This window comes from Microbacterium sp. JZ31 (genome assembly GCF_016805985.1).
Taxonomy (GTDB): domain Bacteria; phylum Actinomycetota; class Actinomycetes; order Actinomycetales; family Microbacteriaceae; genus Microbacterium.
Genome location: NZ_CP017661.1, coordinates 2,858,238 through 2,884,980, shown reverse-complemented (window position 1 = coordinate 2,884,980; position 26,743 = coordinate 2,858,238). Strand labels below are relative to the sequence as shown.

Annotated in this window: 18 protein-coding genes and 1 pseudogene; 12 read left to right on the top strand and 7 right to left on the bottom strand. The window is 68.4% G+C overall.

Annotated elements, in window-relative coordinates; translation table 11 throughout:
* Positions 1 to 31 precede the first annotated feature (31 nt).
* The 9 genes from BJP60_RS13740 to BJP60_RS13700 all read left to right on the top strand — a co-directional run bounded on the left by BJP60_RS13740 (position 32) and on the right by BJP60_RS13700 (position 12,431).
* Positions 32 to 3,907, top strand: a complete 3,876-nt coding sequence (locus BJP60_RS13740) for a DNA-directed RNA polymerase subunit beta' (protein WP_203136387.1) — start codon at positions 32 to 34, stop codon at positions 3,905 to 3,907.
* 757 nt (positions 3,908 to 4,664) lie between these two features.
* Positions 4,665 to 5,807: an ABC transporter gene (locus BJP60_RS13735; protein WP_203136385.1), complete on the top strand. Its 1,143-nt coding sequence runs from the start codon at positions 4,665 to 4,667 to the stop codon at positions 5,805 to 5,807.
* A gap of 96 nt (positions 5,808 to 5,903) precedes the next feature.
* Positions 5,904 to 6,308, top strand: coding sequence for a hypothetical protein (locus BJP60_RS13730; RefSeq protein WP_203136383.1), 405 nt, complete (start codon positions 5,904 to 5,906; stop codon positions 6,306 to 6,308).
* Between the two features lie 26 nt (positions 6,309 to 6,334).
* Complete coding sequence (locus BJP60_RS13725; protein ID WP_203136379.1) at positions 6,335 to 7,000, top strand: spermidine/putrescine ABC transporter substrate-binding protein; 666 nt, start codon at positions 6,335 to 6,337, stop codon at positions 6,998 to 7,000.
* Positions 7,001 to 7,296: 296 nt separating this feature from the next.
* On the top strand, positions 7,297 to 7,665 hold the full coding sequence (gene rpsL / locus BJP60_RS13720; RefSeq protein ID WP_018171438.1) for a 30S ribosomal protein S12: 369 nt from the start codon (positions 7,297 to 7,299) through the stop codon (positions 7,663 to 7,665).
* A gap of 5 nt (positions 7,666 to 7,670) precedes the next feature.
* Positions 7,671 to 8,141 (top strand): 30S ribosomal protein S7, encoded by a 471-nt coding sequence (gene rpsG, locus BJP60_RS13715; RefSeq protein ID WP_055992108.1) that lies wholly within the window; start codon positions 7,671 to 7,673, stop codon positions 8,139 to 8,141.
* A 108-nt stretch (positions 8,142 to 8,249) separates the two neighbouring features.
* The gene (gene fusA / locus BJP60_RS13710) at positions 8,250 to 10,364 is read left to right on the top strand and encodes an elongation factor G (RefSeq protein ID WP_203136377.1); all 2,115 of its coding nucleotides are present in this window, start codon (positions 8,250 to 8,252) and stop codon (positions 10,362 to 10,364) included.
* Between the two features lie 155 nt (positions 10,365 to 10,519).
* On the top strand, positions 10,520 to 11,713 hold the full coding sequence (gene tuf, locus BJP60_RS13705) for an elongation factor Tu (protein ID WP_203136376.1): 1,194 nt from the start codon (positions 10,520 to 10,522) through the stop codon (positions 11,711 to 11,713).
* 82 nt (positions 11,714 to 11,795) lie between these two features.
* A complete protein-coding gene (locus tag BJP60_RS13700) occupies positions 11,796 to 12,431 on the top strand; it encodes a VanZ family protein (protein WP_203136375.1) in 636 nt (211 codons plus the stop codon).
* 34 nt (positions 12,432 to 12,465) lie between these two features.
* Here the strand turns inward: BJP60_RS13700 and BJP60_RS13695 are convergent, their stop codons facing one another.
* Positions 12,466 to 13,767 (bottom strand): UDP-glucose dehydrogenase family protein, encoded by a 1,302-nt coding sequence (locus BJP60_RS13695; RefSeq protein WP_203136374.1) that lies wholly within the window; start codon positions 13,765 to 13,767, stop codon positions 12,466 to 12,468.
* Positions 13,768 to 13,957: 190 nt separating this feature from the next.
* On the opposite strand from BJP60_RS13695, the gene BJP60_RS13690 reads away from it, so the two are divergent.
* Entirely contained in the window at positions 13,958 to 15,058 is a 1,101-nt protein-coding gene (locus BJP60_RS13690; RefSeq protein WP_238439445.1) for a glycosyltransferase, read from the top strand.
* A gap of 3 nt (positions 15,059 to 15,061) precedes the next feature.
* Here BJP60_RS13690 and BJP60_RS13685 read toward each other — a convergent pair whose 3' ends face one another.
* The 4 genes from BJP60_RS13685 to BJP60_RS13670 form a co-directional block, all read right to left on the bottom strand.
* Positions 15,062 to 16,210 (bottom strand): hypothetical protein, encoded by a 1,149-nt coding sequence (locus BJP60_RS13685; RefSeq protein WP_203136371.1) that lies wholly within the window; start codon positions 16,208 to 16,210, stop codon positions 15,062 to 15,064.
* A 122-nt stretch (positions 16,211 to 16,332) separates the two neighbouring features.
* A complete protein-coding gene (locus BJP60_RS13680) occupies positions 16,333 to 17,211 on the bottom strand; it encodes an N-acetylneuraminate synthase family protein (protein ID WP_203136370.1) in 879 nt (292 codons plus the stop codon).
* A 102-nt stretch (positions 17,212 to 17,313) separates the two neighbouring features.
* On the bottom strand, positions 17,314 to 18,480 hold the full coding sequence (locus tag BJP60_RS13675) for an acylneuraminate cytidylyltransferase (protein ID WP_203136369.1): 1,167 nt from the start codon (positions 18,478 to 18,480) through the stop codon (positions 17,314 to 17,316).
* Between the two features lie 121 nt (positions 18,481 to 18,601).
* Positions 18,602 to 20,686: an acyltransferase family protein gene (locus tag BJP60_RS13670; protein WP_257793729.1), complete on the bottom strand. Its 2,085-nt coding sequence runs from the start codon at positions 20,684 to 20,686 to the stop codon at positions 18,602 to 18,604.
* Positions 20,687 to 20,855: 169 nt separating this feature from the next.
* Here BJP60_RS13670 and BJP60_RS13665 point away from each other — a divergent pair, with 169 nt between their 5' ends.
* Both BJP60_RS13665 and BJP60_RS13660 read left to right on the top strand, forming a co-directional pair.
* Positions 20,856 to 23,207 carry a glycosyltransferase family 29 protein gene (locus tag BJP60_RS13665; RefSeq protein WP_203136365.1) on the top strand — a complete coding sequence of 784 codons (2,352 nt, stop codon included), beginning with the start codon at positions 20,856 to 20,858 and terminating at the stop codon, positions 23,205 to 23,207.
* A complete protein-coding gene (locus BJP60_RS13660; RefSeq protein WP_203136364.1) occupies positions 23,204 to 24,316 on the top strand; it encodes a polysaccharide pyruvyl transferase family protein in 1,113 nt (370 codons plus the stop codon). Before BJP60_RS13665 ends, BJP60_RS13660 begins: the two co-directional genes overlap by 4 nt.
* Positions 24,317 to 24,331: 15 nt before the next feature.
* Here the strand turns inward: BJP60_RS13660 and BJP60_RS13655 are convergent, their stop codons facing one another.
* Together BJP60_RS13655 and BJP60_RS13650 are read right to left on the bottom strand one after the other, a co-directional pair.
* On the bottom strand, positions 24,332 to 25,180 hold the full coding sequence (locus BJP60_RS13655) for a glycosyltransferase family 61 protein (RefSeq protein ID WP_238439664.1): 849 nt from the start codon (positions 25,178 to 25,180) through the stop codon (positions 24,332 to 24,334).
* Positions 25,181 to 25,350: 170 nt separating this feature from the next.
* Positions 25,351 to 26,720, bottom strand: a pseudogene (locus tag BJP60_RS13650) (sugar nucleotide-binding protein).
* Positions 26,721 to 26,743 lie beyond the last annotated feature (23 nt).

The window sequence follows — 26,743 nt, the reverse complement described above, 5'->3', positions numbered from 1 at the left end:
GATACAGAGATTTCCAAACAGGAGACATCAATTGCTCGACGCAACCACTTTCGATGAGCTTCGCATCGGCCTGGCCACCGCCGACGACATCCGTCGCTGGTCCTTCGGTGAGGTCAAGAAGCCCGAGACCATCAACTACCGCACCCTGAAGCCGGAGAAGGACGGTCTGTTCGGTGAGCAGATCTTCGGACCCTCCCGCGACTGGGAGTGCGCCTGCGGCAAGTACAAGCGCGTGCGCTTCAAGGGCATCGTCTGCGAGCGCTGCGGTGTCGAGGTCACCAAGTCCTCGGTCCGCCGCGAGCGCATGGGCCACATCGAGCTCGCCGCGCCCGTGACGCACATCTGGTACTTCAAGGGCGTCCCCTCGCGCCTCGGCTACCTGCTGGACATGGCGCCGAAGGACCTCGAGAAGGTCATTTACTTCGCCGCCTACATGGTGATCTCGGTGGATGAGGATGCTCGCCACCGCGACATGCCGACGCACGAGAACAACCTCCGTCTCGAGATCAAGAACATCGGCGACCGTCGCGACTCGCGCATCGCCGCCCGCCTCCAGAAGCTGGAGGAGGAGCTCGCCGCTCTCGAGGCCGAGGACGCCAAGGCCGACCAGAAGAAGAAGGTCAAGGACGCCGCCGAGAAGGAGATGGCGACGATCCGCAAGCGCGCGGACGAGCAGGTCGCCAAGCTCGAGCGCATGTGGGACGAGTTCCGCAACCTCGAGGTCGGCCAGCTCAAGGCGGAGGACGACGTCTTCCAGGAGCTGCAGGACCGCTTCGGCCAGTACTTCGTCGCCCACATGGGTGCGGAGTCGATCCAGCGTCGCCTGGCCGAGTTCGACCTGGCCGCCGAGGCCGAGTCGCTGCGCCTGCAGATCGCCGAGGGCAAGGGCCAGCGCAAGATCCGTGCGATCAAGCGCCTGAAGGTCGTCAACTCGTTCCTGCAGACCGGCATGTCGCCGGCCGCCATGGTGCTCGACGTCGTCCCGGTGATCCCGCCGGAGCTGCGGCCGATGGTGCAGCTGGACGGTGGCCGCTTCGCGACCTCCGACCTGAACGACCTGTACCGCCGCGTGATCAACCGCAACAACCGCCTGCGTCGCCTCATCGACCTCGGTGCTCCCGAGATCATCGTGAACAACGAGAAGCGCATGCTGCAGGAGGCCGTCGACGCGCTGTTCGACAACGGCCGCCGCGGTCGTCCCGTCACCGGCACCGGCAACCGCGCCCTGAAGTCGCTGAGCGACATGCTCAAGGGCAAGCAGGGTCGCTTCCGTCAGAACCTGCTCGGCAAGCGCGTCGACTACTCTGGCCGTTCGGTCATCGTGGTCGGCCCGCAGCTCAAGCTGCACCAGTGCGGTCTGCCCAAGCAGATGGCGCTGGAGCTGTTCAAGCCGTTCGTGATCAAGCGCCTGATCGACCTCGGTCACTCACAGAACATCAAGGCCGCCAAGCGCTCGGTCGAGCGCACGCGTCCCGAGGTCTGGGACGTGCTCGAGGAGATCATCCGCGAGCGTCCGGTGCTGCTCAACCGCGCCCCCACGCTGCACCGTCTGGGCATCCAGGCGTTCGAGCCGCAGCTCGTCGAGGGCAAGGCCATCCAGCTGCACCCGCTCGTCTGCGCGGCGTTCAATGCCGACTTCGACGGCGACCAGATGGCCGTGCACCTGCCGCTGTCCGTGGAGGCCCAGGCCGAGGCGCGCATCCTGATGCTCGCGTCGAACAACATCCTGAAGCCGTCGGACGGCCGCCCGGTGACCCTGCCCGCGCAGGACATGATCATCGGTCTGCACCACCTGACGACGCTGAAGGACGGCGCCGTGGGTGAGGGTCGCGTGTTCGGTTCGGTCGCGGAGGCGACGCTCGCGAAGGACGAGGGCACCCTCGACCTGCAGGCGAAGATCCGCATCCGCATCCCGGGTCTGACGTTCCTCGAGGGCCAGGCGCCCGAGGGCTACGAGCGCCACGGTCTCGTGGACACCTCGCTCGGCCAGGCGATCTTCAACGACCAGATGCCCAAGGGCTACCCGTTCGTGCGCGAACAGGCCGACAAGGGCAAGCTGTCGCAGATCGTCAACAAGCTGGCGGAGGAGTACCCGAAGACCGAGGTCGCGGCCACGCTGGACCGCGTCAAGGACGCCGGTTACTACTGGGCCACGCGCTCGGGTGTCACGGTCTCGCTGTCCGACGTCATCACGCCGTCGAACAAGGCCGAGATCATCGCCAAGTACGAGCAGCAGGCCGCCAAGGTCACGTCGCAGTACGAGAAGGGCCTCACGACCGACGCCGAGCGTCGTCAGGAGCTCATCAAGATCTGGACCGAGGCGACCGACGAGGTCCAGAAGGAGATGCGCGCCAACTTCCCGGAGGACAACACCATCAACCGCATGGTGTCGTCGGGTGCGCGTGGTAACTGGCTGCAGATCCGCAACATCGCGGGTATGCGAGGCCTGGTGAACAACCCGAAGGGTGAGATCATCCCCCGTCCGATCATCTCCTCGTACCGCGAGGGTCTGTCGGTGGCGGAGTACTTCATCGCGACGCACGGTGCCCGTAAGGGTCTGGCCGACACGGCCCTCCGTACGGCCGACTCGGGTTACCTCACGCGTCGTCTCGTGGACGTCTCGCAGGATGTCATCATCCGCGAGGAGGACTGCGGCACGTCGAAGGGCCTCGAGTACCCGATCGCCGCGTTCGACTCGACCGGCACGCTGGTCAAGGACGCGAACGTCGAGAACGCCGTGTTCGCCCGCACCCTCGCGGTCGACGTGGTGGCCGAGGACGGCACCGTCCTGGCTCCGGCCGGATCGGACGTGGGCGACGTGCTCATCGACAAGCTGGTAGAGGCGGGTGTCGAGTCGATCAAGGTCCGCTCGGTGCTGACCTGCGACTCGGCGGTCGGCGTGTGCGCGAACTGCTACGGCCGCTCGCTCGCGACCGGCAAGCTCGTCGACATCGGCGAGGCCGTCGGCATCATCGCGGCCCAGTCGATCGGTGAGCCCGGTACGCAGCTGACGATGCGCACCTTCCACACCGGTGGTTCGGCGTCGGCGGATGACATCACGCAGGGTCTTCCCCGCGTGCAGGAGCTGTTCGAGGCCCGCACCCCCAAGGGCGCGTCGCCGATCGCCGAGGCCGCCGGCCGCGTCACGATCGACGAGACCGAGAAGGCCAAGAAGGTCATCATCACGCCCGACAGCGGTGACGAGCCCGTCGTCTACCCGGTGCTGAAGCGTGCGACGCTTCTCGTCGAGGACGGCCAGCACGTCGAGGTCGGTCAGCCCCTCCAGGTCGGCACGCTCGACCCGAAGGAGATCATGCGCGTGCAGGGTGCCCGCGAGGTGCAGAAGTACCTCGTCGGCGGCGTGCAGGGTGTGTACCGCTCGCAGGGTGTGCCGATCCACGACAAGCACATCGAGGTCATCGTGCGCCAGATGCTGCGGAAGGTCACCGTGGTCGACCACGGCGAGACCGACCTGCTGCCCGGCGAGATGGTCGACCTGCGTCGCTACCAGGACATCAACCGCGCGGCCGTCGGCGAGGGCAAGCGCCCCGCGTCGGGTCGTCCGGAGCTGATGGGTATCACGAAGGCGTCGCTCGCGACGGAGTCGTGGCTGTCGGCCGCCTCGTTCCAGGAGACGACGCGCGTCCTCACCGAGGCCGCCATGCAGGGCAAGCGCGACCCGCTCGTCGGCCTCAAGGAGAACGTGATCATCGGAAAGCTGATCCCCGCCGGCACGGGCCTTGCGAAGTACCGCAACGTCACGGTCGAGGCGACGGAGGAGGCGAAGAGCGAGCGGTACCCCAACCGCATCTTCGCGTCCGACGGCGCGTTCGCGGAGGGCGACTACAGCTACGTCGACTTCGACGCGTTCTCGACGGACGACTTCACGCCCGGTACCTATAACTGAGCGTGAGACCGTGATGAGGGCCCCAGCCGACCGGCTGGGGCCCTCCTCCGTTTCCCCTGTCGCGGCTCGCCCCCGTCCGTCGCGCGAGGAGCGCTCGCACCCGGGGGTCGTTTCCGCCGTTTCGACTCGCTTCGCTCGCTCAACGGACAGGGGGCAGTGCGGTCTCACCCTCCTGTTCGTTGAGCGAGGAGCGAAGTCCGGACGTTGTCGGGGCTCGCATCGGGGGTCGTTTCCGCCGTTTCGACTCGCTTCGCTCGCTCAACGAACAAGGGAGGGCGGTGCGGTCTCACCCCTCCTGTTCGTTGAGCGAGGAGCGAAGTCCGGACGTTGTCGGGGCTCGCATCGGGGGTCGTTTCCGCCGTTTCGACTCGCTTCGCTCGCTCAACGAACAAGGGAGGGCGGTGCGGTCTCACCCCTCCTGTTCGTTGAGCGAGGAGCGAAGTCCGGACGTTGTCGGGGCTTGCACCCGCGGGTCGTTTCCGCCGTTTCGACTCGCTTCGCTCGCTCAACGAACAAGGGAGGGCGGTGCGGTCTCACCCCTCCTGTTCGTTGAGCGAGGAGCGAAGTCTGGACGTTGTCGGGGCTTGCACCGGGGGGTCGTTTCCGCCGTTTCGACTCGCTTCGCTCGCTCAACGAACAAAGGAGGGCAGCGCGGGGCAAGGTGACCCGACGGCGGCGAGGCTCCCTGGCAGCGCGCGGCAGGCGCGCTAATCTCCCGGAGTCAGGGGAGAGACCCCCGACGTGAGGAGTGCTTCGGATGAGTGACGCCAAGGGACCGAGCAGCGAGCCCCGCGACGGCGAGCCCATCGAGGGCACGGCCGCGCCGGCCGACGCCGACACCACCGCTGCCGCGACCGACGCCCCGGCCGAGGGTGACACCGGCGAGTTCCCCGCCACGCGCCGCGAGGCCCGTGCCACCACGGGCGCGACCGACATCGTCGCGACGCCCGAGGACGACGCTCCCGTCACGCGGCCCGCCGACGACGCGTCGGACGGTCGTCCGGTGACGGACGAGCGCGCCGCGACCGACGAGCGTCCCGCGACGGACGAGCGCCCCGCGGCCGATGACCGCCCCGCGCAGCCGGCCGCCGAGGAGCCGGACTACGCCGCGCTCGCGGCCGACCTCGACGCGCTCGAGAGCCGCGGTGCGACCACCACGGTGACGACCCGCTCGGGCGAGCCCGCGAAGAAGGCCGACCCCTGGTTCGAGCCGGCCGACAAGACGCAGACGTTCACGGCCAGCGACGCGTACGACGCGCCCGCCGCATCGCCCGCCGTCACGGCGAGCGAGCCCACGACGCCCGAGCCCGCCGCCCCCACGGCCGCCGCGCCGGCGCAGACGCCGATCTACGTGCAGGCGCCCGAGCCCCCGCGCATGAAGGGCAACCGCGGCGCCGCCGGAGCCATCGGCATCCTCGCCGCGCTCGCCTTCGCCGTGCTGTACTTCGCCGCCCGGCTCGGCGTCGGCGCCCTGAACGGCGACGTCTCGCTCGACAACATCGCCGACTACTCGCTGCGGACCATCGCGTCCCTCGGCTTCTGGACCACCGTCGTCGTCTTCTTCCTCGGCTTCTGGCTGCTGGGCGCGCTCGTGAACCGCGCGCGCTGGGCCGCCTGGGTGCTGCTGGGCGTCTTCGTCGGCCTGATCGCGTATGCGGGTCACATCCTCGGCGCCCTCGTGGACGTGCCGTTCTGGCAGATGACCGCGAGCGAGGGCCTCGACGAGGCCGGCGAACAGCTGCTGTCGCCGCTCGCGATCGCCGCGTTCGTGTTCGCGCGCGAGATCACAATCTGGTTCGGCGCGTGGGTTGCCCGCCGCGGCGCGCGCGTCACCGAGCGCAACGCCGCCGCGCAGGCGGAGTACGAGCGCACGCTCGAAGCCGGGCCTTCGCTGGGCTGAGAGGTCATCGCGAACGCGCAGACATCGCCGGGAGCGCCCGGGAGGTTTCCTCCCGCGGCGCTCCTCGCGTTCGCGCTCGCGGGCGACGTGGCGCTCATGGTGTTCGGATCCGGAATGCTGAGCCTGGTCACGGATCGGGATGTGATCGCGACCCCGGGACTGCCGCCGGTTCCCGGACCGCTCGCCTTCGGCGCGGCGGCCGTCGCGTTCGCCGGTGCGCTGTGGCCCGCGCTGCGAGCGGATCGGCCGCGCTACACGGACGTGATCCTCGTGGCGTTCGCGAGCGCGCTGGTGCACCTGGGGGCGCTGTGGATCTTCGCCCTGCTGTTCGGTGTCGACATCGCGATCGCGACCGCCGCGGTGGCGGAGACCGCGACGAGCTGGACGGTCGTGGTGGTCGCCGGTGCCGCAGCGGTAGCCGGATGGGCGGCCATCGCCGTGCGGCGCACCGAGGCACACCGGCCGAAATGGCCGTGGGAGCGGGACGAAGACGAGGATTAGGCCGCCTCGCCCCCTACTCTGGATGCGTGGAGCGCTCGCTGGAGACGCAGGTGAGCCAGGCCGTGGACGCCTGGCTCCGCTGGGTGCCCCGCTGGGAGCCGGCGACACACCGCGGCCGGGTCGCTCCGTGCCGTCGCTGCCTCGGCTCGCCGATCCTGTCGGCCGCGGGCCTCGGATCCGACGTCCCGCACGGCGTGCAGCACGGACTCTCCACGCGCATCAAGACGATCGTCGACCACGCCGTCGCCGACTACACGTCGCGCAACCTGCCGATGCTGCAGTCCGAGCTCGACCAGCAGGCGACCCGCAACCGCGCGCGCGGCTACCGCCCGGCCGAGGGGCTCGCGCCCGAGTTCGAGGGCCTGCCGCTCGACCCCGATCCCATCCCCGGCCAGCCGTTCCTCTTCACGCTCTCGGGACTCGCGAGCGAGGAGGAGGCGCAGGTGCCGAGCCTGCCCCCGCTCACGGAGGACGCGAAGGTCGCGCTGCGCCGCGAGGTCGCGCTCGCGGACGAGTACGCGAACCTCATCGGCCGCGAGGTCTGCGGCATCCTGCTGCATCACCGGCTGCGGATCCACGCAGCGATCGTGCAGTACGTCGAGCCGCAGGTCGAGGCGATGCTGGCCGAGCTGTCGCAGGCGCTCGATGCCCCTTTCGACCCGCGTGACACCGGAGACGGCCTGGGCTTCTAGCGCTTGCACCGGGGCCGCGCGGAAGCGGCGACGACACGCCGAGCACGGTCAGATGCGCTATGATGATTTGGTGTGCGTACCCGCGCGCCCGCTTGCGTGCGCCGGATCAGACACGATCAGGGATGGGCCTGCGAACAGGTCACCCCCACGGCATACCCACCACTTCAAACGTGCGGCACATTCTGCCGCCCGGGTGGGTCAACGTGAAACCCGCACCGTCACGCTCCGCAACACGAGCACGACGAAGCGGGGGAACCCACCGCTGTCACCGTGCAGCACAACAGAGAAGGAAACCAGTGCCTACTATTCAGCAGCTGGTTCGCAAGGGCCGGTCGCCCAAGGTCTCGAAGACCAAGGCGCCCGCCCTTAAGGCGAACCCGCAGCAGGCGGGTGTCTGCACCCGCGTGTACACGACCACGCCCAAGAAGCCGAACTCGGCCATGCGCAAGGTCGCCCGTGTGAAGCTTCGCAACGGCACCGAGGTCACCGCCTACATCCCCGGCGAGGGCCACAACCTGCAGGAGCACTCGCTCGTGCTCGTCCGCGGTGGTCGTGTGAAGGACCTCCCCGGTGTCCGCTACAAGATCGTCCGCGGTGCGCTCGACACCCAGGCCGTCAAGAACCGTAAGCAGGCTCGCAGCCGCTACGGCGCGAAGAAGGGCTGAGACACATGCCTCGTAAGGGACCCGCCCCGAAGCGCCCCGTCGTCAACGACCCGGTCTACGGCGCTCCGATCGTCACGCAGCTCGTGAACAAGATCCTCGTCGACGGCAAGAAGTCGATCGCCGAGAACATCGTCTACACCGCCCTCCAGGGCGTCGAGGCGAAGAACGGCCAGGACGCCGTCGCGACGCTCAAGAAGGCGCTCGACAACGTCCGCCCGACCCTCGAGGTCCGCAGCCGCCGCGTCGGTGGCTCGACCTACCAGGTGCCGGTCGAGGTCAAGCCGCACCGCGCGAACACGCTCGCGCTGCGCTGGCTCGTGAGCTACGCCAAGGGCCGTCGTGAGAAGACGATGACCGAGCGTCTGATGAACGAGATCCTCGACGCCTCGAACGGCCTCGGTGCCGCGGTGAAGCGCCGTGAGGACACGCACAAGATGGCCGAGTCGAACAAGGCCTTCGCGCACTACCGCTGGTAATCAGCAGCACGCATCCATCGGGATGCGTCCTGCCGGGCCCGGAGACGGGATCCGTCCTCCGGGCCCGGCATCACAGCTCTACTCCACACCACACGTTAGGAACCGCAAGTGGCACAGGAAGTGCTCACCGACCTCAAGAAGGTCCGCAACATCGGCATCATGGCGCACATCGATGCCGGTAAGACCACGACGACCGAGCGCATCCTGTTCTACACGGGTGTGAACCACAAGATCGGCGAGACGCACGACGGTGGCGCCACGACCGACTGGATGGAGCAGGAGCAGGAGCGTGGCATCACGATCACGTCCGCTGCTGTGACGTGCTTCTGGGACAAGAACCAGATCAACATCATCGACACCCCCGGCCACGTGGACTTCACGGTCGAGGTCGAGCGCTCGCTCCGCGTGCTCGACGGCGCCGTCGCCGTCTTCGACGGCAAGGAGGGTGTGGAGCCGCAGTCCGAGACCGTGTGGCGCCAGGCCGACAAGTACAACGTCCCCCGCATCTGCTTCGTCAACAAGATGGACAAGCTCGGCGCGGACTTCTACTTCACGGTCGACACCATCGTGAACCGCCTCAAGGCGAAGCCGCTCGTGATCCAGCTGCCGATCGGCGCGGAGAACGACTTCGTGGGCGTCATCGACCTCGTCGAGATGCGCGCGCTGGTCTGGCCCGGCGACGCCAAGGGTGACGTGACCATGGGCGCCAAGTACGAGATCACCGAGATCCCGGCCGACCTGGCCGACCGCGCAGCGGAGTACCGCGAGAAGCTGCTCGAGACGGTCGCCGAGACCGACGACGCGCTGCTCGAGAAGTACTTCGCCGGTGAGGAGCTGACGGTCGCCGAGATCAAGGCCGGCATCCGCAAGCTCACCATCGCGAGCGAGGTCTACCCGGTCCTGTGCGGCTCGGCGTTCAAGAACCGCGGCGTGCAGCCGATGCTGGACGCGGTCGTCGACTACCTGCCGGCCCCGATCGACGTGCCCGCCATCGAGGCGCACGACCCGAAGAACGAAGAGACGATCATCGAGCGTCACGCCGACGCGTCGGAGCCGTTCACGGCCCTCGCGTTCAAGGTCGTCACGCACCCGTTCTTCGGTCGCCTCACCTACATCCGCGTGTACTCGGGTCACCTCGACTCGGGCGCGCAGGTGGTCAACTCGACCAAGGGCAAGAAGGAGCGCATCGGAAAGATCTTCCAGATGCACGCCAACAAGGAGAACCCGGTCGACTCGGTCACCGCGGGTCACATCTACGCGGTCATCGGCCTCAAGGACACCACGACGGGCGACACGCTCTCGGACGCGAACAGCCAGGTCGTGCTCGAGTCGATGACGTTCCCGGAGCCGGTCATCGAGGTCGCGATCGAGCCCAAGACCAAGGCCGACCAGGAGAAGCTGGGTCTCGCGATCCAGAAGCTCGCGGAAGAGGACCCGACGTTCCGCGTCGAGAACAACGCCGAGACCGGTCAGACCGTCGTCAAGGGCATGGGCGAGCTGCACCTCGACATCCTCGTGGACCGCATGAAGCGCGAGTTCAAGGTCGAAGCCAACGTCGGCAAGCCGCAGGTGGCCTACCGCGAGACGATCCGCAAGGTCGTCGAGCGCCACGACTACACGCACAAGAAGCAGACCGGTGGCTCGGGTCAGTTCGCGAAGATCCAGTTCGCGATCGAGCCGCTCGAGGTCACGGCCGACAAGACGTACGAGTTCGTCAACGAGGTCACCGGTGGTCGCATCCCGCGCGAGTACATCGAGCCGACCAACCAGGGCTTCCAGGACGCCATGAACACGGGTGTCCTCGCGGGCTACCCCATGGTGGGCGTCAAGGCGATCCTGAAGGACGGCGCGTCGCACGACGTCGACTCCTCGGAGATGGCGTTCAAGATCGCCGGCTCGATGGGCTTCAAGGAGGCCATCCGCAAGGCGAACCCCGTGCTGCTCGAGCCGCTCATGGCCGTCGAGGTCCGTACGCCCGAGGAGTACATGGGCGACGTCATCGGCGACCTGAACTCGCGCCGCGGCCAGATGCAGTCCATGGAGGACGCGCAGGGCGTGAAGGTCATCAAGGCCCTCGTCCCGCTGTCCAGCATGTTCGGCTACATCGGCGACCTGCGCTCGAAGACCTCGGGACGCGCTGTCTACTCGATGGAGTTCGACAGCTACTCCGAGGTTCCGAAGGCCGTCGCCGACGAGATCATCCAGAAGGGCAAGGGCGAGTAATCGTCCGACCCTGACGGTCCGGGTGGGGGCGTCAAGCCCCCACCCCCCAAAACTTCACATCGACTCTCTCTATTAGACTGAGAACCATCCCCGGACAGAACCGGTCGCAATCCAGCGCCCGGCGATGATCCATGAACCGTCCTGAGGAGGACCCAGTGGCTAAGGCCAAGTTCGAGCGCAACAAGCCGCACGTGAACATCGGAACGATCGGTCACGTCGACCACGGCAAGACGACGCTCACCGCGGCGATCTCGAAGGTGCTCGCCGACAAGTACCCGTCGGACGTCAACGTCGTGCGTGACTTCTCGTCGATCGACTCGGCTCCTGAGGAGCGTCAGCGCGGTATCACGATCAACATCTCGCACGTCGAGTACGAGACGCCGAAGCGCCACTACGCGCACGTCGACGCCCCGGGTCACGCTGACTACATCAAGAACATGATCACCGGTGCCGCCCAGATGGACGGCGCGATCCTCGTGGTCGCCGCGACCGACGGTCCGATGGCTCAGACCCGTGAGCACGTCCTGCTCGCCAAGCAGGTCGGCGTTCCCTACCTGCTCGTCGCCCTGAACAAGGCCGACATGGTGGACGACGAGGAGATCCTGGAGCTCGTCGAGCTCGAGGTCCGCGAGCTGCTCTCGTCGCAGGGCTTCCCCGGCGACGACGCTCCGGTCGTCCGCGTCTCGGGCCTGAAGGCGCTCGAGGGCGACGCCGAGTGGGGCGAGAAGATCGTCGAGCTCATGAACGCCGTCGACGAGTCGATCCCGGACCCGGTGCGCGACCGCGACAAGCCGTTCCTGATGCCGATCGAGGACGTCTTCACGATCACCGGTCGTGGCACGGTCGTCACGGGCCGCGCCGAGCGTGGCACGCTGGCCATCAACTCCGAGGTCGAGATCGTCGGCATCCGCCCGACGCAGAAGACCACGGTCACGGGTATCGAGATGTTCCACAAGCAGCTCGACGAGGCCTGGGCCGGCGAGAACTGCGGTCTCCTGCTCCGTGGTCTGAAGCGCGAAGAGGTCGAGCGCGGCCAGGTCGTCGTGAAGCCGGGTTCGGTCACGCCGCACACCAACTTCGAGGGCACGGCGTACATCCTGTCCAAGGACGAGGGTGGCCGCCACAACCCCTTCTACACGAACTACCGCCCGCAGTTCTACTTCCGCACCACGGACGTCACCGGCGTCATCTCGCTGCCCGAGGGCACCGAGATGGTCATGCCCGGCGACACCACGGACATGTCGGTGGAGCTCATCCAGCCCATCGCCATGGAGGAGGGCCTCGGCTTCGCGATCCGTGAGGGTGGCCGCACCGTCGGCGCCGGCACGGTGACCAAGATCATCAAGTAAGTTCTTTCCAGAACTCACTAGGGAGTGGGTCGGATCTTCGGATCCGGCCCACTTTCGTCTTTGCGGGAGGAACGGGAGCGACATGAGCGACATCACGCTGGGGCCGCGGCCGCCGCGCAGCTACGCACGACTGTGGATCGCGACGTTCCTGCTGCTGATCTACACGGCGTTCGTGCTGCTGATCACGATGTGGCCGAATCCCGGCCAGCTGGAGGTCGGCGGGATCTCGGAACGCGTGCTGCGCGTGCTGTGGCGCCTCGGCGTGCCGGAGTGGTTCGACTTCGCCATGCTGGAGTTCACCGCGAACATCGCGATGTTCGTCCCCCTGGGCTTCCTGCTGGGGCTCGCGCTTCCGCGGCGAGGCTGGTGGCTCGCGCTGCTGCTGTTGCCGGCGTTCTCGGGCTTCATCGAGGTGACTCAGGGAACCCTGCTGCCGGAGAGGTTCTCGACCGTCGCGGACGTCGTCGCCAACACCGCCGGCGGATACATCGGCCTGCTGCTGGCGACGATCATGCGCGCGCTGATCCACGCCCGCGACCAGCGCGTCATCGAGCGCGAGATCTGGGAGCGCAACCGCGCGTATCTGCGGGCGCGGGCGGATCTGCGCGCGCGCAACCAGGCCGAGCCGGCGGACCTGCTCACGCAGGTGCTGGAGCCCGGTTACTGGACCGATCCGCGGGGCGAAGCTCCCACGCTGCGGCTGCCGATCCAGCGCTGAGGGGCCGTGCGTCAGCGCTGAGACGTGCGGGGCGTCAGCGCCCCATGCCGGTGTAGGTCCAGCCCGCCGCGCGCCAGGCTCCCGGGTGGAGCACGTTGCGTCCGTCGAACACGACGGGCCGCGCGACCTTCGCCGCGGTGGCGGCGGCATCCAGCTCGCGGTACTGCTTCCACTCGGTGACGACGACGACCGCCTCGGCGCCCTCGAGCGCCTGGTCGACGGAGTCGGCGTAGGTGAGCTGCGGGTGCAGCCGGAGGGCGTTGGGGATGGCCTCCGGGTCATGCGAGACGACCTCGGCGCCGAGGCCCTTCAGACGCACGGCGACGTCGAGCGCGGGAGAGTCGCGGATGTCGTCGGAGTCGGGCTTGAACGCGAGGCCGAGCACCGCCACGCGGCGGCCGAACACGCGGCCGTCGAACGAGTCGACGACGAGGTCGACCAGGCGCTGACGGCGGCGCAGGTTGATCTCGTCGACCTGCTTCAGGAAGGCGACGGACTCGCCGCGGCCGAGCTCTTCCGCGCGCGCGGCGAAGGCGCGGATGTCCTTCGGCAGGCAGCCGCCGCCGAAGCCCACGCCGGCGTTCAGGAAGCGGCGGCCGATGCGCGCGTCGTGGCCGATCGCGTCGGCGAGCTGCGTGACGTCGGCGCCCGTGACCTCGGCGATCTCCGCCATCGCGTTGATGAAGCTAATCTTCGTCGCCAGGAACGAGTTCGCCGCGACCTTGACGAGCTCCGCCGTGGCGTAGTCGGTCACGATGCGGGGGGTGCCCGACGAGATGGCGCTCGCGTACACCTCGTCGAGGATCGCGGTGTCCTGATCCTTCGACTCCGTCGCGACGCCGTAGACGAGGCGGTCGGGCTCGATGGTGTCCTTGACCGCGAATCCCTCGCGCAGGAACTCGGGGTTCCAGGCGAGGCGCGCGCCGGTCGGGTTCACGAGTTCGGCCAGCCGCGCGGCGGTGCCGACCGGGACGGTCGACTTGCCGACGACGAGTGCGCCCGGCTTGAGGTGGGGCAGCAGCGACTGCACGGAGCTGTCGACGAAGCGGAGGTCGGCGCCGGCGCCGTCACGGCGCTGCGGCGTGCCGACGGCGATGAAGTGCACATCGGCGTCGGCCGCGTCGGCCATGTCGGTGCTGAAGGAGAGGCGGCCGGACGCGATGCCCGCGGACAGGATCTCGGGGAGGCCCGGTTCGAAGAACGGCGTCTCGCCCGCGGAGAGCTTGGCGATCTTCGCCTCGTCGACGTCGATGCCGACGACGTCGTGGCCCAGCGACGTCATGGCGGCGGCGTGGACCGCGCCGAGGTACCCGCAGCCGATCACGCTCAGCTTCATCCGGATTCACTCCCATCCTGTCGGCGCGTCGGGGGCGCGCACGCACGGTCTCCATCCTCCCATGGACGACGGGCCACACCGCCTCAGGGCGGCCGGTGGCCTCCGCGCGCTCAAGGCGGTCATTCACGCGGGGGAGCGTAAACTCGATCCGTCGCCGTCCAAGGGAGTCACTGTTTTGTCAGGCGTGATCGTGCACGAGTGGCTTGAGCACTCCGGCGGCGCGGAGAACGTTTTCGAGGCGATGCGCGAGGCGTTCCCGGACGCCGCAGCCTGGTCGCTCTGGGACGACTCGCACGGCCGCTTCCGCGATGTCCACGAGACCGCGCTCGCCCGCACGCCGCTGCGCCACAGCAAGACGCTCGCGCTGCCGCTGATGCCGGCCGTGTGGCGGGGGCTTCCCGAGATCCCGGCGGAGTGGATGCTCGTCAGCAGCCACCTGTTCGCGCATCACGCGCGCTTCGGCGGCGCGGCGCGCGACATGCCCAAGTACGTCTACGCCCACACGCCCGCGCGCTACATCTGGACACCCGAGCTGGATCGACGCGGGGCGAGCCTGCCGGTGCGCCTCGCCGCCCGCGCCTTCAAGCCGCTCGATCGCAAGCGCGCGCAGGAGGCGACCGCGATCGCGGCGAACAGCAGGTTCGTCGCCGACCGGATCGCGCACACGTGGGAGCGTGAGGCGGTGGTGATCCATCCGCCCGTCGACACCACGGTGTTCGCGACGCCGCCGGAGCTCGGCGACGCCGACCAGGCCGTGCTGGACGCGCTTCCCGAAGGGTTCCTGCTGGCGATCTCCCGGTGGGTGCCCTACAAACGGCTGGAGGCCGCGATCACCACGGGCGAGGCCACCGGCCGGCCGGTCGTGATCGCGGGGCGTGGCCCGGACGAGGCGCGCCTGCGCGCGCTGGCGGAACGGTCGCGGGCACGTGTGGAGTTCGTGCACTTCCCGTCGCGGCCGCTGCTGCGGGCGATCTACCGCAGGGCGGCGGCCCTCGTGTTCCCGGCGATCGAGGACTTCGGCATCGTCGCTGTGGAGGCCATGGCGTCGGGTACCCCCGTGCTGGCGAACGCGTACGGCGGCGTCGCCGAGTCGGTCGTGGACGGCGTCACGGGCGCTCACGTGCACGACTGGGAGTCGCCGCTCGAGCTGCGCGCCGCCCTCGAGCTGACCCTCCGCTCGAACGCCCGGGCCTGTCGTGCGCGCGCCGAGGACTTCAGTCGCGAGCTGTTCGGCGAGCGCATCCGCGCCTTCGTGCAGCACGCGCACGCGCCGGTGACCACGGGGGCCTGAGGGTCAGAGGTCCGCGAGGGCCGAGGTGCGGTGCAGCACGCCGCCGGGGGCCCACGCATCCACGATGCGGGGCTCGCTCGACGAGACGCGCGCCAGCAGCTCGTGCGTGAGCGAGACGGCCTCCTCGCCGTCCGTGGCGCACCAGCTGTGCGCGAGCGCCTGCAGGCGGGCGCGATCGACGTCTCCCGCACCCGCCACGAAGGCGCGCACGTCCTCGGCCGAGTGCAGGGCAGGGAACACCTGCTCGTCCTCGAGGAACGGATACGCAGGCGGGCGCTCGTCGAGCCGGATGTCCGCGGTCGGGATGCCGAGCAGCGCCGACTCCCACGCCACACCGCTCGAGTTCTGGATAACCCAGCGAGGACCGTGCCGCAGGAGGTCGACCGTCAGCCCGTCGCGGTGCAGCGACCACGTCGTCGGCATGAGGCGTTCCAGCATCGCGATGTCGGAGCGCGGGTGCGGCGCGACGAGCACCTCTTCGAGCCCCGCGTGCGTGAGCATGGTGAACATGCGGTGCAGATCCTGCTCCGGATCGGGGGAGACGGCGAAGACGCCGGGCACGCCGGAGCCGGCGATGTCGGGAGACGGCAGCCGCGTGATGTCCGTGCTCGGATTGCCGACAACGGCGATCCGCTCGGGATCGATCCCCGCAGTCGCGGCCACCCATGTCCGCTCGGCGTCGCCCCGCAGCGCGGCGAATGACACGGGCAGGTCCACCTGGAAGCGCGTGAGGGGGGAGTGCGGCACGTAGATCACGGGCACGCCCTGCTCTTCGGCGCGCAGGATGAGCGCGCGCAGCAGCGGATGGGTCTGGCGCGCGAGCAGGATGTAGCGGTACGGCGTCAGATCGACGTTCTCGAGACGGCGCAGCTCATGCTGGGTTGCGTTGACCGCATGGCGCCACGAGGCACGCAGCTCGGGACGGTCGTGCCGATCGAGGAACGCGTCGACGCGCTGCTTCACGCGCCGCGTGACCGCGTCGAGTGCAGCGGAGCCCGCGATGGCGGTCTCGCTCGCACGCCGCAGATCCGGCGCGACCCCGATCACGGGAGCGAGTGCGCGCTCCTCGTTCGGCGACCGGGTGACGATGAGGCCGCCGTGCGCGCGCCGCGTGCGCGAACGCAGGTAGGGGCGCAGCGACTCCGGCACCACGAGGGACGCCGCGCGAGCGCGCAGCGGGCGGCGCGAACGCGGGCGGGAGAACTGGATGTCGAATTCGGGGAGCAGGCACCACAGCAGGCGCTGCTCCCCGACTTCGCGGTCCTGGGTGCGGGTCAGCCGTCGACCCGACGCAGCTTGCTGAGGGGCGCGAGCTCGCCCGGGAAGACGCGCTTCACGCCGTCGCCGAGGGCGGCCTCGATCACGCGGATGTCGCGCACGAGGTTCTTGAACCCATGCGGCTCGAGGCTCGCGGCGTGGTCGCTGCCCCACATCGTGCGGTCCAGCGTGATGTGGCGCTCGACGGCCACCGCTCCGAGAGCCACGGCGGCGATGGAGATCTGCAGACCCGGCTCGTGGCCCGAGTAGCCGACCGGCACCTGGTAGCGCTCCTGCAGCGTGTGGATCGTGCGGAGGTTCGCCTCCTCGGCCGGCAGCGGATACGTGCTCGTCGCGTGCATGAGCACGAGCTTGTCGGTGCCGAGGATCTCCACCGCGGTGTCGATCTGCTCGATGGTCGACATGCCGGTCGAGAGGATGATCGGCTTGCCGGTCGCGGCGAGCTTGCGCAGCATGCCGAGGTCGGTGACCGACGCGGACGCGACCTTGTGGGTCGTGACGCCCATCTCCTCGAGGAAGTCCACGGAAGGCTCGTCCCACGGAGAGGCGAACCAGGCGACGCGCTTCTCCTTGGCGTACGCCGCGATCTCGGTGTACTCGGGCTTCTCGAACTCGACGCGGTAGCGGTACTCGAGGTACGTCATGGTGCCCCACGGCGTCTCGCGCGGGGTCTGCTTCATGTGCTCGGGCGTCGCGATGTCGGGCGTGCGCTTCTGGAACTTGACGGCCTGCGCGCCCGCGTCGACCGCGACGTCGATGAGCTTCTTGGCGTTGTCGACGTCACCGTTGTGGTTCAGTCCGATCTCCGCGATCACGTACACAGGAGCGCCATCACCGATGGTGTGGTCCCCGATGACAACCTTCTCGGTCGGCATTGCTCACCTTTTCGTATCTCCGTGTCCGGTTCCGGGCACGATGTCCTCATCCTAGCCGCGCCGTCGGTGCGCCTCGTGTACGCCTCCTGACGCGCGCGTGGGCTATCGCCCTGCGAGCACCCGGTCGATCAGCTCACGCACCGCTCCCGCGCCACCCTTGCGCGTCAGCACGACCCGCGCGGCGGCGATGACTTCCGGGCGGGCGTCGGCAACCGCGATCGGCCATCCCACGAGTCGCATCGCTCCGAGGTCGTTGACGTCGTTGCCGAGGTAAGCCGTGCGGGCGAGGTCGACGTCGTTCTCCGTGGCCCACTCCGCAATCGCAGCGGCCTTGTCCCCCACGCTGTGAATGATCGGGACCTGCAGCTTCCGGGCGCGGGCGCGCACGACCGGGTGGGTCTCGGTCGAGAGGATCAGAAAGGGGATGCCGGTGCGGCGCAGCAGTGCGACGCCCATGCCGTCGGAACGGCTCACCCGGACGGTCTCGCCGCCCTCTGTGTCCACCGTGGCGGTGTCGTCGGTGTGCACGCCGTCGAAGTCGGTGACGATCGCGTCGACGTCGATCGCGTCCGGCTGCTCGATGAGGTGGGCGAGCGCACCGGCCATCGCGAACTGCGTCGCGTCATCGATCTCGATTGCCGACCGCTCCGGCACCTCGACGATGCCGATGCGTCCGAAGAAGCGGTGCCCGGCTGCGCGGAAGCCCGCGGCCGAGAACACGTAGAAGGCGCCGGTCTCAAGATAGTGCGGTTCGCGGTCCTGTCGCCGCGGGCGGTGGTGCGCCTGGTGATTGATCGCCTCGGCAGTGCCCTCGGCGCCGCGACGCCAGAGGAATCCATAGGTCTCGAAGGCGGAGAACGCGCTGTCGAACCCTCCGCCGTCGACCAGCTCCACGGCCTCGGCGATCCCTTCGGCCGGGATGAACGGGGAAGTCGCCTGGAGGAACACCACGGTCGAGATCGCCACGCCGCCGGCCTCGATCTCGTCCATCGCGTGCAAGATGGCGCTCTCGGAGGAAGCTGTGTCGCCGGCGATCTCGGCCGGCCGATGGATGACGGAGGCTCCGGCGGCAGTCGCGACAGCCGCGATCTCGGTGTCATCCGTCGAGACGTACACGTGATCGACGGATCCCGATCGGAGCGCGGACGTGACGGCGCGCGCGACGAGCGGGACGCCCGCGACCGGCAGCACGTTCTTCCGCGGCACGCCCTTCGATCCGCCTCGTGCGGGGATGATCGCGACGACCCCGGGTCGGTGCGACTGGCTCATCGTGCTGCTCCTCGGTTCGCGGATGGGACGTCGTCCCCACTGTAGATCTCGGGCGGCAGTGCTCCGGCGCATCCACCGGATGGGGGAAGCGCAACGCGTCCGTGCGTGGGATGGCCCTTCTTCAACCCACGGCGGCCACGATCCGCTCGATCAGATAGGGCGCAAGGCTCGAGGCGAAAGTGGCTGTCAGATGGTGCGGATCGCGGTAGACGATGACGCCGCCGAGCACCGCGGGGCACATCGTGGAGGTGCAGTAGTGGTCGGTCATGTCGATCATCGACGCATTTCCGTCGCGGTCAGCAGCCTCTTCCAGCGCCGGATCTCCGCGGGCCTCGTCTCGGGGCAGGGCGCAGGTCATTGCAGCGGCGGCGGCTGCGGGATCTTCCTCGACGCATCGGACCGGGTCGCCTTCCATCTGAGGGTTGTCCAGGATCGCCACGACGGGCGTGTCGGAGTCGGGGCGATGTGCCCACGCGGACAGCAGCCCCTCGACGTCGGCCTCGTCTCCGGTCGCGTCGCCGGCGAAGCGCGTCGTGAGATAGGCGTCCACACCCTCGGTCTCAGCCACGTAGGCGTTTACGGCGGCGCGCCATTTCTCGCAGTAGGGCGTCTGCTCAGGCTTGTGCTCAAGGTGCTGATCCGTCCACCAGCACGCACCGCGACCGGCTACGTCGACTCGCCAATTGAGAGACTCGGCGAGTTCTTCGTATACGCCGAGGAGAGCGTTGCCATGGGAGTCGCCCAGCGCGACGACATGCTTGTCGAAGTCCTTCTCGGGGCCGAGCGTGCAGATGCGCAGGGTGGCGTCGGTGCCTCCGGACCAGCAATCCGAGCGGTTGGCGTCGTCGCCCTCGATCTCCGCGAAGGCGGGGACCAGCTGGCCGTACTCCTCTCCCTCACAGACGCCGACGCGATCCGGGTCCATCGCCCCGGCGCCGAAGCACGGTGGCCGTGATTGCGCGAGGTCGTCCGCGATCAGCGCGACCTGCGCGGCTTCCGCGCGTTGCACGGCGAAACCGCTCACAGCCACACTGGTCACGGCGAGCATCCCCACCGCGGCGAAGGCGCCGACGACCACCGGACGTCGTCCGGCGAGGAGGCGCGGGGAGCTTCGAACGACGTTCTCGAAGTAGTCGGTCGACAACCACGCCAGCAGGAACGTCACCGCCACGATGACGAACTTCTGCCAGGCCATCAACACCGTCCCCGTGACGAAAGGAACGAGCACGATCAGCGGCCAGTGCCAGAGATAGACGGCGTACGAGATGCGACCCGTGAAGGCAACCGGTGCCATCCTTCCTGCGGACGTGAGAAACGAGCCCGCACCACCCGCGATGGCCGCCGCCGTCCCCAGCACGGGCAGCAGCGCGGCGGAGCCGGGGAAGGGTGTGCTCCCGCCCTCATAAAGCACCACGGAAAGTGCGATCGCTGCGATGCCGACGGCGCTGAGCGCGGAGGCGGCTGCGCGTGAGGCGACAGCAGGAGCGAATGCGAGCAGGGCGCCGACGCCGAACTCCCACGCCCGCGTGAACGTCGAGAAGTACGCTTCGCTGGGAGCATTCGAGGTCAACCAGATGCCGTATCCGAACGAGGACACCACGGCGATTGCCAGCGTGGCGAAGACGACGCGACGCCACGGCAGCGAGCGGAAGACGGCGATCGCCGAGATCAGCAGGATCGGAAGCAGAACATAGAACTGCTCCTCGACGGACAGCGTCCAGAAGTGCTGCTCCGGTGAGGGCGCGTTGTCTGCAGCAAGGTAGTCGACGCTTGCGGCCATCAGGTTCCAGTTCTGGACGTAGAAGGTCGACGCCAGGATGTCTCCGAGGAACTGCTGCCACAGAGAACGGGGCACGATCACGACGACGAGCACCGCCGTCGTCAGCAGCACGATGAGGGATGCGGGCAGCAGGCGTGCTGCGCGCCTCGCCCAGAAACGACCGATCGCGATTCGTCCGGTCTTCTCGCGTTCGCGCAGGAGATGCAGTGTGATCAGGAATCCGCTGATCACGAAGAAGACATCGACGCCGACGAATCCGCCCGTCAGGTGCTCAGGCCACAGGTGGTAGAGAAGCACGCTCACGACAGCGAGGGCTCGCAGTGCCTGGATGTCAGGACGGAAGTCCGAGGGCTTCAGAGGGTCGAGCGATGGTGAGGGAGCACTCGTGGGGGCGGACGGCTCGTGCAGCGTCGACGTGCGGATCAAGGGGGAGCGCTCCAGGGAAGTGGGAGTCGACAGGGGAAACGTGCCGCGGGCACCAAGTGTGTACGTTATCCCGCCTCTGGTCGATCGACCGCACTCGGAGTCTCCTCAAGGGCGTGGGATACCGTTGGGGGCGCGGCGACCCGGCCGTCCCCGACCCCTTCCGAGGAACATGAAGCTGCTCAAGCGCCTGAAGAGGATTCCGTTGACGCGCGCGCTCATCGCTCGTGTCAAGAAAACCCGCACCGGACGCTCGATGGTCAGAAGGGTTCGAGTCCTGCTCGGCATCGATCCCCGCGTGCCGGGGCGCCGGCTCTGGGCCGATCCGCTCGTCGTCGACACCCACGACGTCGCTCCGCACCGGGTGGAGGAGTTCCACATCTGGCGTGCCGAGTGGCGCGACCAGGGGGCGACGCCGCGTCTGGTCGAGCAGGCGCGCTCACTCAGTCGCAATTCCATCGCATGGGTCGAGCTCCACCCCTCCGCATGGCTCGTCTTCTGCGCGGTCCTGCTGGAAAGTGGAGACCGCGAGACCGCGGAGCACGTGCTGCGCACGTACGCCGCCAAGTACGGAATCGACGGGATCGCCGACGTGCTGCCCGTCGCCAGCTTCGCGCGCGAGATCGGCGTGCGGTCGGCGCGCGTCGACCAGGCTGCGGCCATCGACGACGTGCTGATCGAGAACCTCGCCACCGATCCGCTCGCGCGGCTTGTCGCGGGGAAGAGCGTCGCCGTAGTCGGCAACGGCCCCGGTAACGTCGGCACGGGCCGTGGGGTGGAGATCGACGCGCACGACGTCGTGATCCGCTTCAATAACTTCCCCGACACCTTCGCTGCCGATTACGGCTCCCGGACCGATGTCTGGGTACGCGGTGCGCACGGCGACGTGCGCGACCGGTACGACCTTGAGCGGTTCGATCTCGTCCTGTGGGAGATGGACTTCCTCCACAACGTGGTGGAGCGTCCGGAGCACCGCGACATCCTCTATCGCGACACGCTCTTCTCTCCGGCGAAGGTGTCGTTCATCGGCGCCGAGACGAAGCGGAGCCTGCGCGAGGCGTCGGGGCTGATGCTGCCGACGAGCGGCGCGCAAGTGATCTGGGCGCTCAGGCAGGCCCGTGGGAATCTTGACGGCGTCGACGTCTACGGCTTCTCGAGCCTGGACGGCAGCGAGGAATACGGTCACTACTTCGACTCGCTCGGCGACATGGAGAAGCGTCACGACGTCGCGGGCGAGCGGGCGTTCCTGCGAGGACTGCTCGCGCCCGACGCGAAGGACGCAGAGGCCGCGCAATTGCGGCGCATCGTCTTCAACTGCGCTTACCGTGAATACGATCCGAGCCGGGGGCGCACGGGCGGTCCCGCGGGCGTGCTCGCGACCCAGCGGCTCGCGCTGGGCGACGCCCTTGGTGACGACGAGTTGCGGTACGTGTTCGACGACGGCGACAAGGAGGAGATGCGTGCGCAGCTCGCGCCGCGCCTACGGGGCGTGCGCGGCAAGATCGCGGACATCATCCTCGGCGGCGAGCACATCCGCACCCACCCCGACATCCTCGCCGCGCGTGACGCGGGCCGGCAGGTGCTTCTCGTGTGCCATGAGCTGGGGAGCGCCTTCGGCGCCTACCAGCTGGGGTTGCCCTACGTGATCGTGTACCACCAGCAGGGCAGCACGCTGCAGGAGATGCGCTCGATTGGTCAGGAGCCGAGCGCGCACGAGATCACCGTGGCGAACCGGCTTGAGGAGATCATCTGCGGTAACGCGGAGAAGATGTACTTCCCGAGTATCGGGGCGCGCGAGACATTCCGCGCCACAGCGCATCCGCGCGTGGTCGAGGTCACGACTTTCGCCGAGAGCGCGCTGTACAACACGGTCTCAGCCGTCGATCACAACGCCCACCCCGCGGCGGCTCAGGCACTCGGCGCCGAGCTGCGGCGCAAGCTGAACCTGCCCGAGAAGGACGCCCGGACCGACGTGTTCTTGAGCGTCGGCGATTGGAACGAGGACAAGGGGCTCGACCGCGTCCCCGCGCTCTTGCAGCGCCACGCGGAGGCCTCCGGCCGCAAGGTCGTGTGGGTCGGCATCGGCTCGGCGATGAGCCGGGCGCTCTTCGACCAGGTGAAATCTCAGCAGTCGTCGTGGAGGTTCGACGCGCGCCTCGTCGGCGAACGGATGACCCACGACCGGTTGCTCGCGCTGCTCGACTACGCGGACTACTACGTGATGATGCACCGCAACTCGATCTTCGATCTCGCCACCCTCGAGGCGATGCGCGCGGGCAAGGCCCTCATCCTGAGCCCGGTCGGGGGCAACCCGGAGGTGAACCTCGACGACAACGTCGCTTTCGTGTCCGAGGAGACCCTCGACGACGCGGCCGCTGAACTCGGCCGGCGCGATCGACGTGGATGGGGCGAGCGCAATCGACTGGTGTTCGAAGAGCACTTCTCGCTCGAGCACTTCGCCGAGCGCTATCGTCGGATGCTCGAGGAGCAGATCGACCGCTTTGCTGGAGAACCGCGCTCGTGAGATCTCTGTTCAGAAAGCGCGCCGCACCCAAGCACGCGCTCTGGATCACCTGCGGCGTGCGCGGCAACGCGGGCGATGCTCTGCTCTACGAGGTGACGCGGAAGCTGTTCGACGGTGTTATCGATCTCGACTTCCGCTATGTGAGCGAGCCGAAGTACCTCAAAGTCGGCGATCGCGATCATGAGAACGTGGTCATCGGACCTGGTGGCATGTTCGTGCAGACGCACTCGTCCCGTCACCTGCACTCCAAACTGCAGAAGCAGTGGGGGCGGTTCGAGGGGAAGACGTTCCACCTGTGGTCAACGGGGATTCTCGGCAGGCCAACCGATGAGGAGGTCGAGAGCGTGCGCCGCGTCACATCGCGTTCGCGCAGCATCGTCGTGCGCGCCACGAAGGAATCGGAGTTCATCCGCGAAATCGCCGGGGTCGAGTCCGAATGGGCGCCCTGCGCCTCACTCTTCACGGATCGTCTGCTCAAGGTCAAGAAGCGCAAGCACGATGTCGTCGTCGTCAACCTCGACGACTTCCTCTTCACGGAGCAGAACGTGGCTGATCATCCACTACGCCGGTTCGTCGCCTTCGCGGAGTCGCAGGGTCTCGAGGTGCGGTCGATGATCAACGCTGGTGGCGACTCAAACCGCAGAATGCTCGATCTCATCCCGGTCATCGACCAAGACCGAGATCTCCTGGAGGACTTCCTGCGCGAGGAGCCGGCAGGACGCGAGTTCAACGAGGGATTCAACGCAGCGCTGGCCAAGTACCCCGGCTTCGGGCACCGCTACACAGGCGGCCGGTTCGCGTTCGGCAAGCGACTGCACGGCTGGTTGCCGTTCATGGCGTTCGACGCCCCCGCGGCCTTCATCGGCATGCAGGCCAGGCGGGGCATGCCGCGCGACTACTTCGGCGACGACGACTTCCTCTGCGCCGTGCCGCGTCGACGCGACATGAGTCGCGACGAGCTCGACAGGATGGCCGACGCGATGATCGGTAAGCTCGAGTTCTTCATTAAGAACGAGGATGCTCTGAGCTCACGCATCGCCGGGAGACGAGAAGAGCTCTGGGAGCAGCTGAAGAGCCAGAGCCTCGACTTCGCATCCCGCCTGGTGTGATCGCGCGGTGGTGGCTCAGACAGAGAGATCGCTGACGAGCGCCGCGAGGCGGGAGACGTCGTATGCCGCCGCATCCCCGGGCATCTGCATCACGGGGATGAAGCCATGCGGCTGGCGGCGAACCGCGGTCAGCACTCGCTGCTGAGGAACGGGCGCGGCTCCCGAGCGGACGTCTCCCAGTTCGAGGATCCTCGTGTCGCTCCCCGCGAAGGCAGAGAGGTGAAGAGCGCTGCCGGACCAACCCGCGAGGATCTCGGCGTCTCGTGCGAGAGCGACCTGTTCACGGACCGTCAACGTCTCAGGTGAGACGACGTGGAACCCGGCGTTCCGGAAGACCTCGTCGGTCTCGCGCTGGTTCGCGAACGTGCGCCCCGGGATGGTCCTCCCCTGCGACTCGCGCCAGGCCGATACGGACAGGAACACGCGCCGATGAGGCGATCGGGCGGCACCGGCCTGCGCGACCCGCTCCCAGACCTCGACGGCTTCGGGCATCGCGAAGGCGTTGAGCACGACGGGGCGAGTCGGGACGACCAGACGCTCGACGCGGAACGCGCTCGCGGAGTCGATGAGGATGTCCAGCCCCGAGGCGCCTGCGTCGTTGAGGAGCTGGCGCTGCCACTCCTTAACGTGGTTGTCGAAGATGAACGGGTGCGCGATGATCCCGCGAAGGTCGCCGCGCATTCCGGGCAGCGACCACGCGTTCGGCAGCGTCTCGGTGATCCAGTGTCCGAATTGCCCCATCCAGTTTCCCAGGTACAGCCAGGTCCCGCCCAGCACCCTGCCTGCTTCGACGGCGACACGGGGAGGGTCGTTGGCGATCAGGAAGTCCCCTCGGAACCCGCCCCATCGCTGCGACTCGGGCACGAGCACGCCCTCGCAGTCATAGACCGCTCCCGAATGGTAGAAGCGAGGGGAGGGCAGATGGCTCGGTATCGGGTCGCGACGGTACGCCGTGAGGAACGCATCGTCGATCACGCGCGCTGTCGCCTCGCGATCGATCGGGACGAGCGGCTCGTAGACGGGGAAGTCGAGCATCACGAGAGTCCCGCAGCCGCGAGGTGGTTGGCGAGGCTGTGTTCGTGGTCGGCGGGGGTGAAGCCGGTGGTGGTGATGCGGGTGAGGTCGAGGACGCTGTTGCGGGGGCGGGGGCGATGGGGTGGTCGCTGCCGGCGTAGTACTGCTGGGTGGTGACGGGGGTGATGCGGGCGGGGTCGTGGCCGGTGAGTTCGTAGACGCGGGAGGCGATCTGGGCCCAGGTGCGGGGTTCGCCGGTGCCGGTGAGGTTGTAGAGGCCGTAGGGCGCTCGGGTGTCGAGGAGGTGGCGGATGCCGCGGGCGAGGTCGGTGGTGAAGGTCAGTCGGCCGGTCTGGTCGTCGACGACGGTGGGGTCGATGCCGCGGGCGGCGAGGGAGGCCATGGTGGCGACGAAGTTGCCGCCGTCGCCGATGACCCAGGAGGTGCGGACGATGTAGTGGCGCGGTGTCGCGGCGACGACGGCGTCGCCGGCGGCCTTGGTCTGTCCGTATACGCCGAGGGGGCTGACGGCGTCGTCCTCGCGGTAGGGGCGTGCGGCGGTGCCGTCGAAGACGTAGTCGCTGGAGACGTGGACGAGGGTGATGCCGTTGTCGGCGGCGATGCGGGCCAGCGCGGCGACGCCGGTGACGTTCGCGGTCCACGCGGCGGTGCGGCCCTCGGGAGTCTCGGCGGCGTCGACGGCGGTGTGGGCGGCGGCGTTGATGATGGTGCCGTAGTCGCGCCAGCGGCGTGCGGCGGGAAGGTCGGGGGAGGCGAGGTCGAGGTCGGCGCGGGTGGCGTATTCGATATGGGGGGCGTCGCCGAACAAGGCGCGCAGCGCGCGGCCCAGCTGCCCGCCGGCGCCGAGGATGAGGATCCTGCGCGGCGGGATGGGGGCGGCGTCGGCCAGGCGCGGGTGGGTGCGGTCCTTGTCGGAGATCTCCGCGTCGGCGAGGGGGATGGGCCATTCGATCGCGGCGGTCTCGTCGGCGAGGTTCAGGAACGAGTACGACGCGTCGGGCGACCAGTGGTCGTTGACGAGGTAGGTGTACGCGGTGGCGTCTTCGAGGGTCTGGAACCCGTTGGCGACGCCGCGGGGGACGAAGATCGCCTTGGACGGGTCCAGCTCCGCGGTGAACACGGCGCCGAAGCCGGGGCCCTCGCGCAGGTCCACCCAGGCGCCGAACACGCGACCGGTCGCGACGGAGACCCACTTGTCCCACGGTTCGGCGTGCAGGCCGCGGGTGACGCCGCGTTCGGCGTTGAAGGAGATGTTGTTCTGCACGGGGCCGAAGTCGGGAAGACCGTGGGAGGTCATCTTCTGGCGCTGCCAGTTCTCCTTGAACCATCCGCGGGCGTCGCCGTGGACGGGCAGATCGAACAGCAGCATGCCCTCGATCGCGGTCGCGGTGG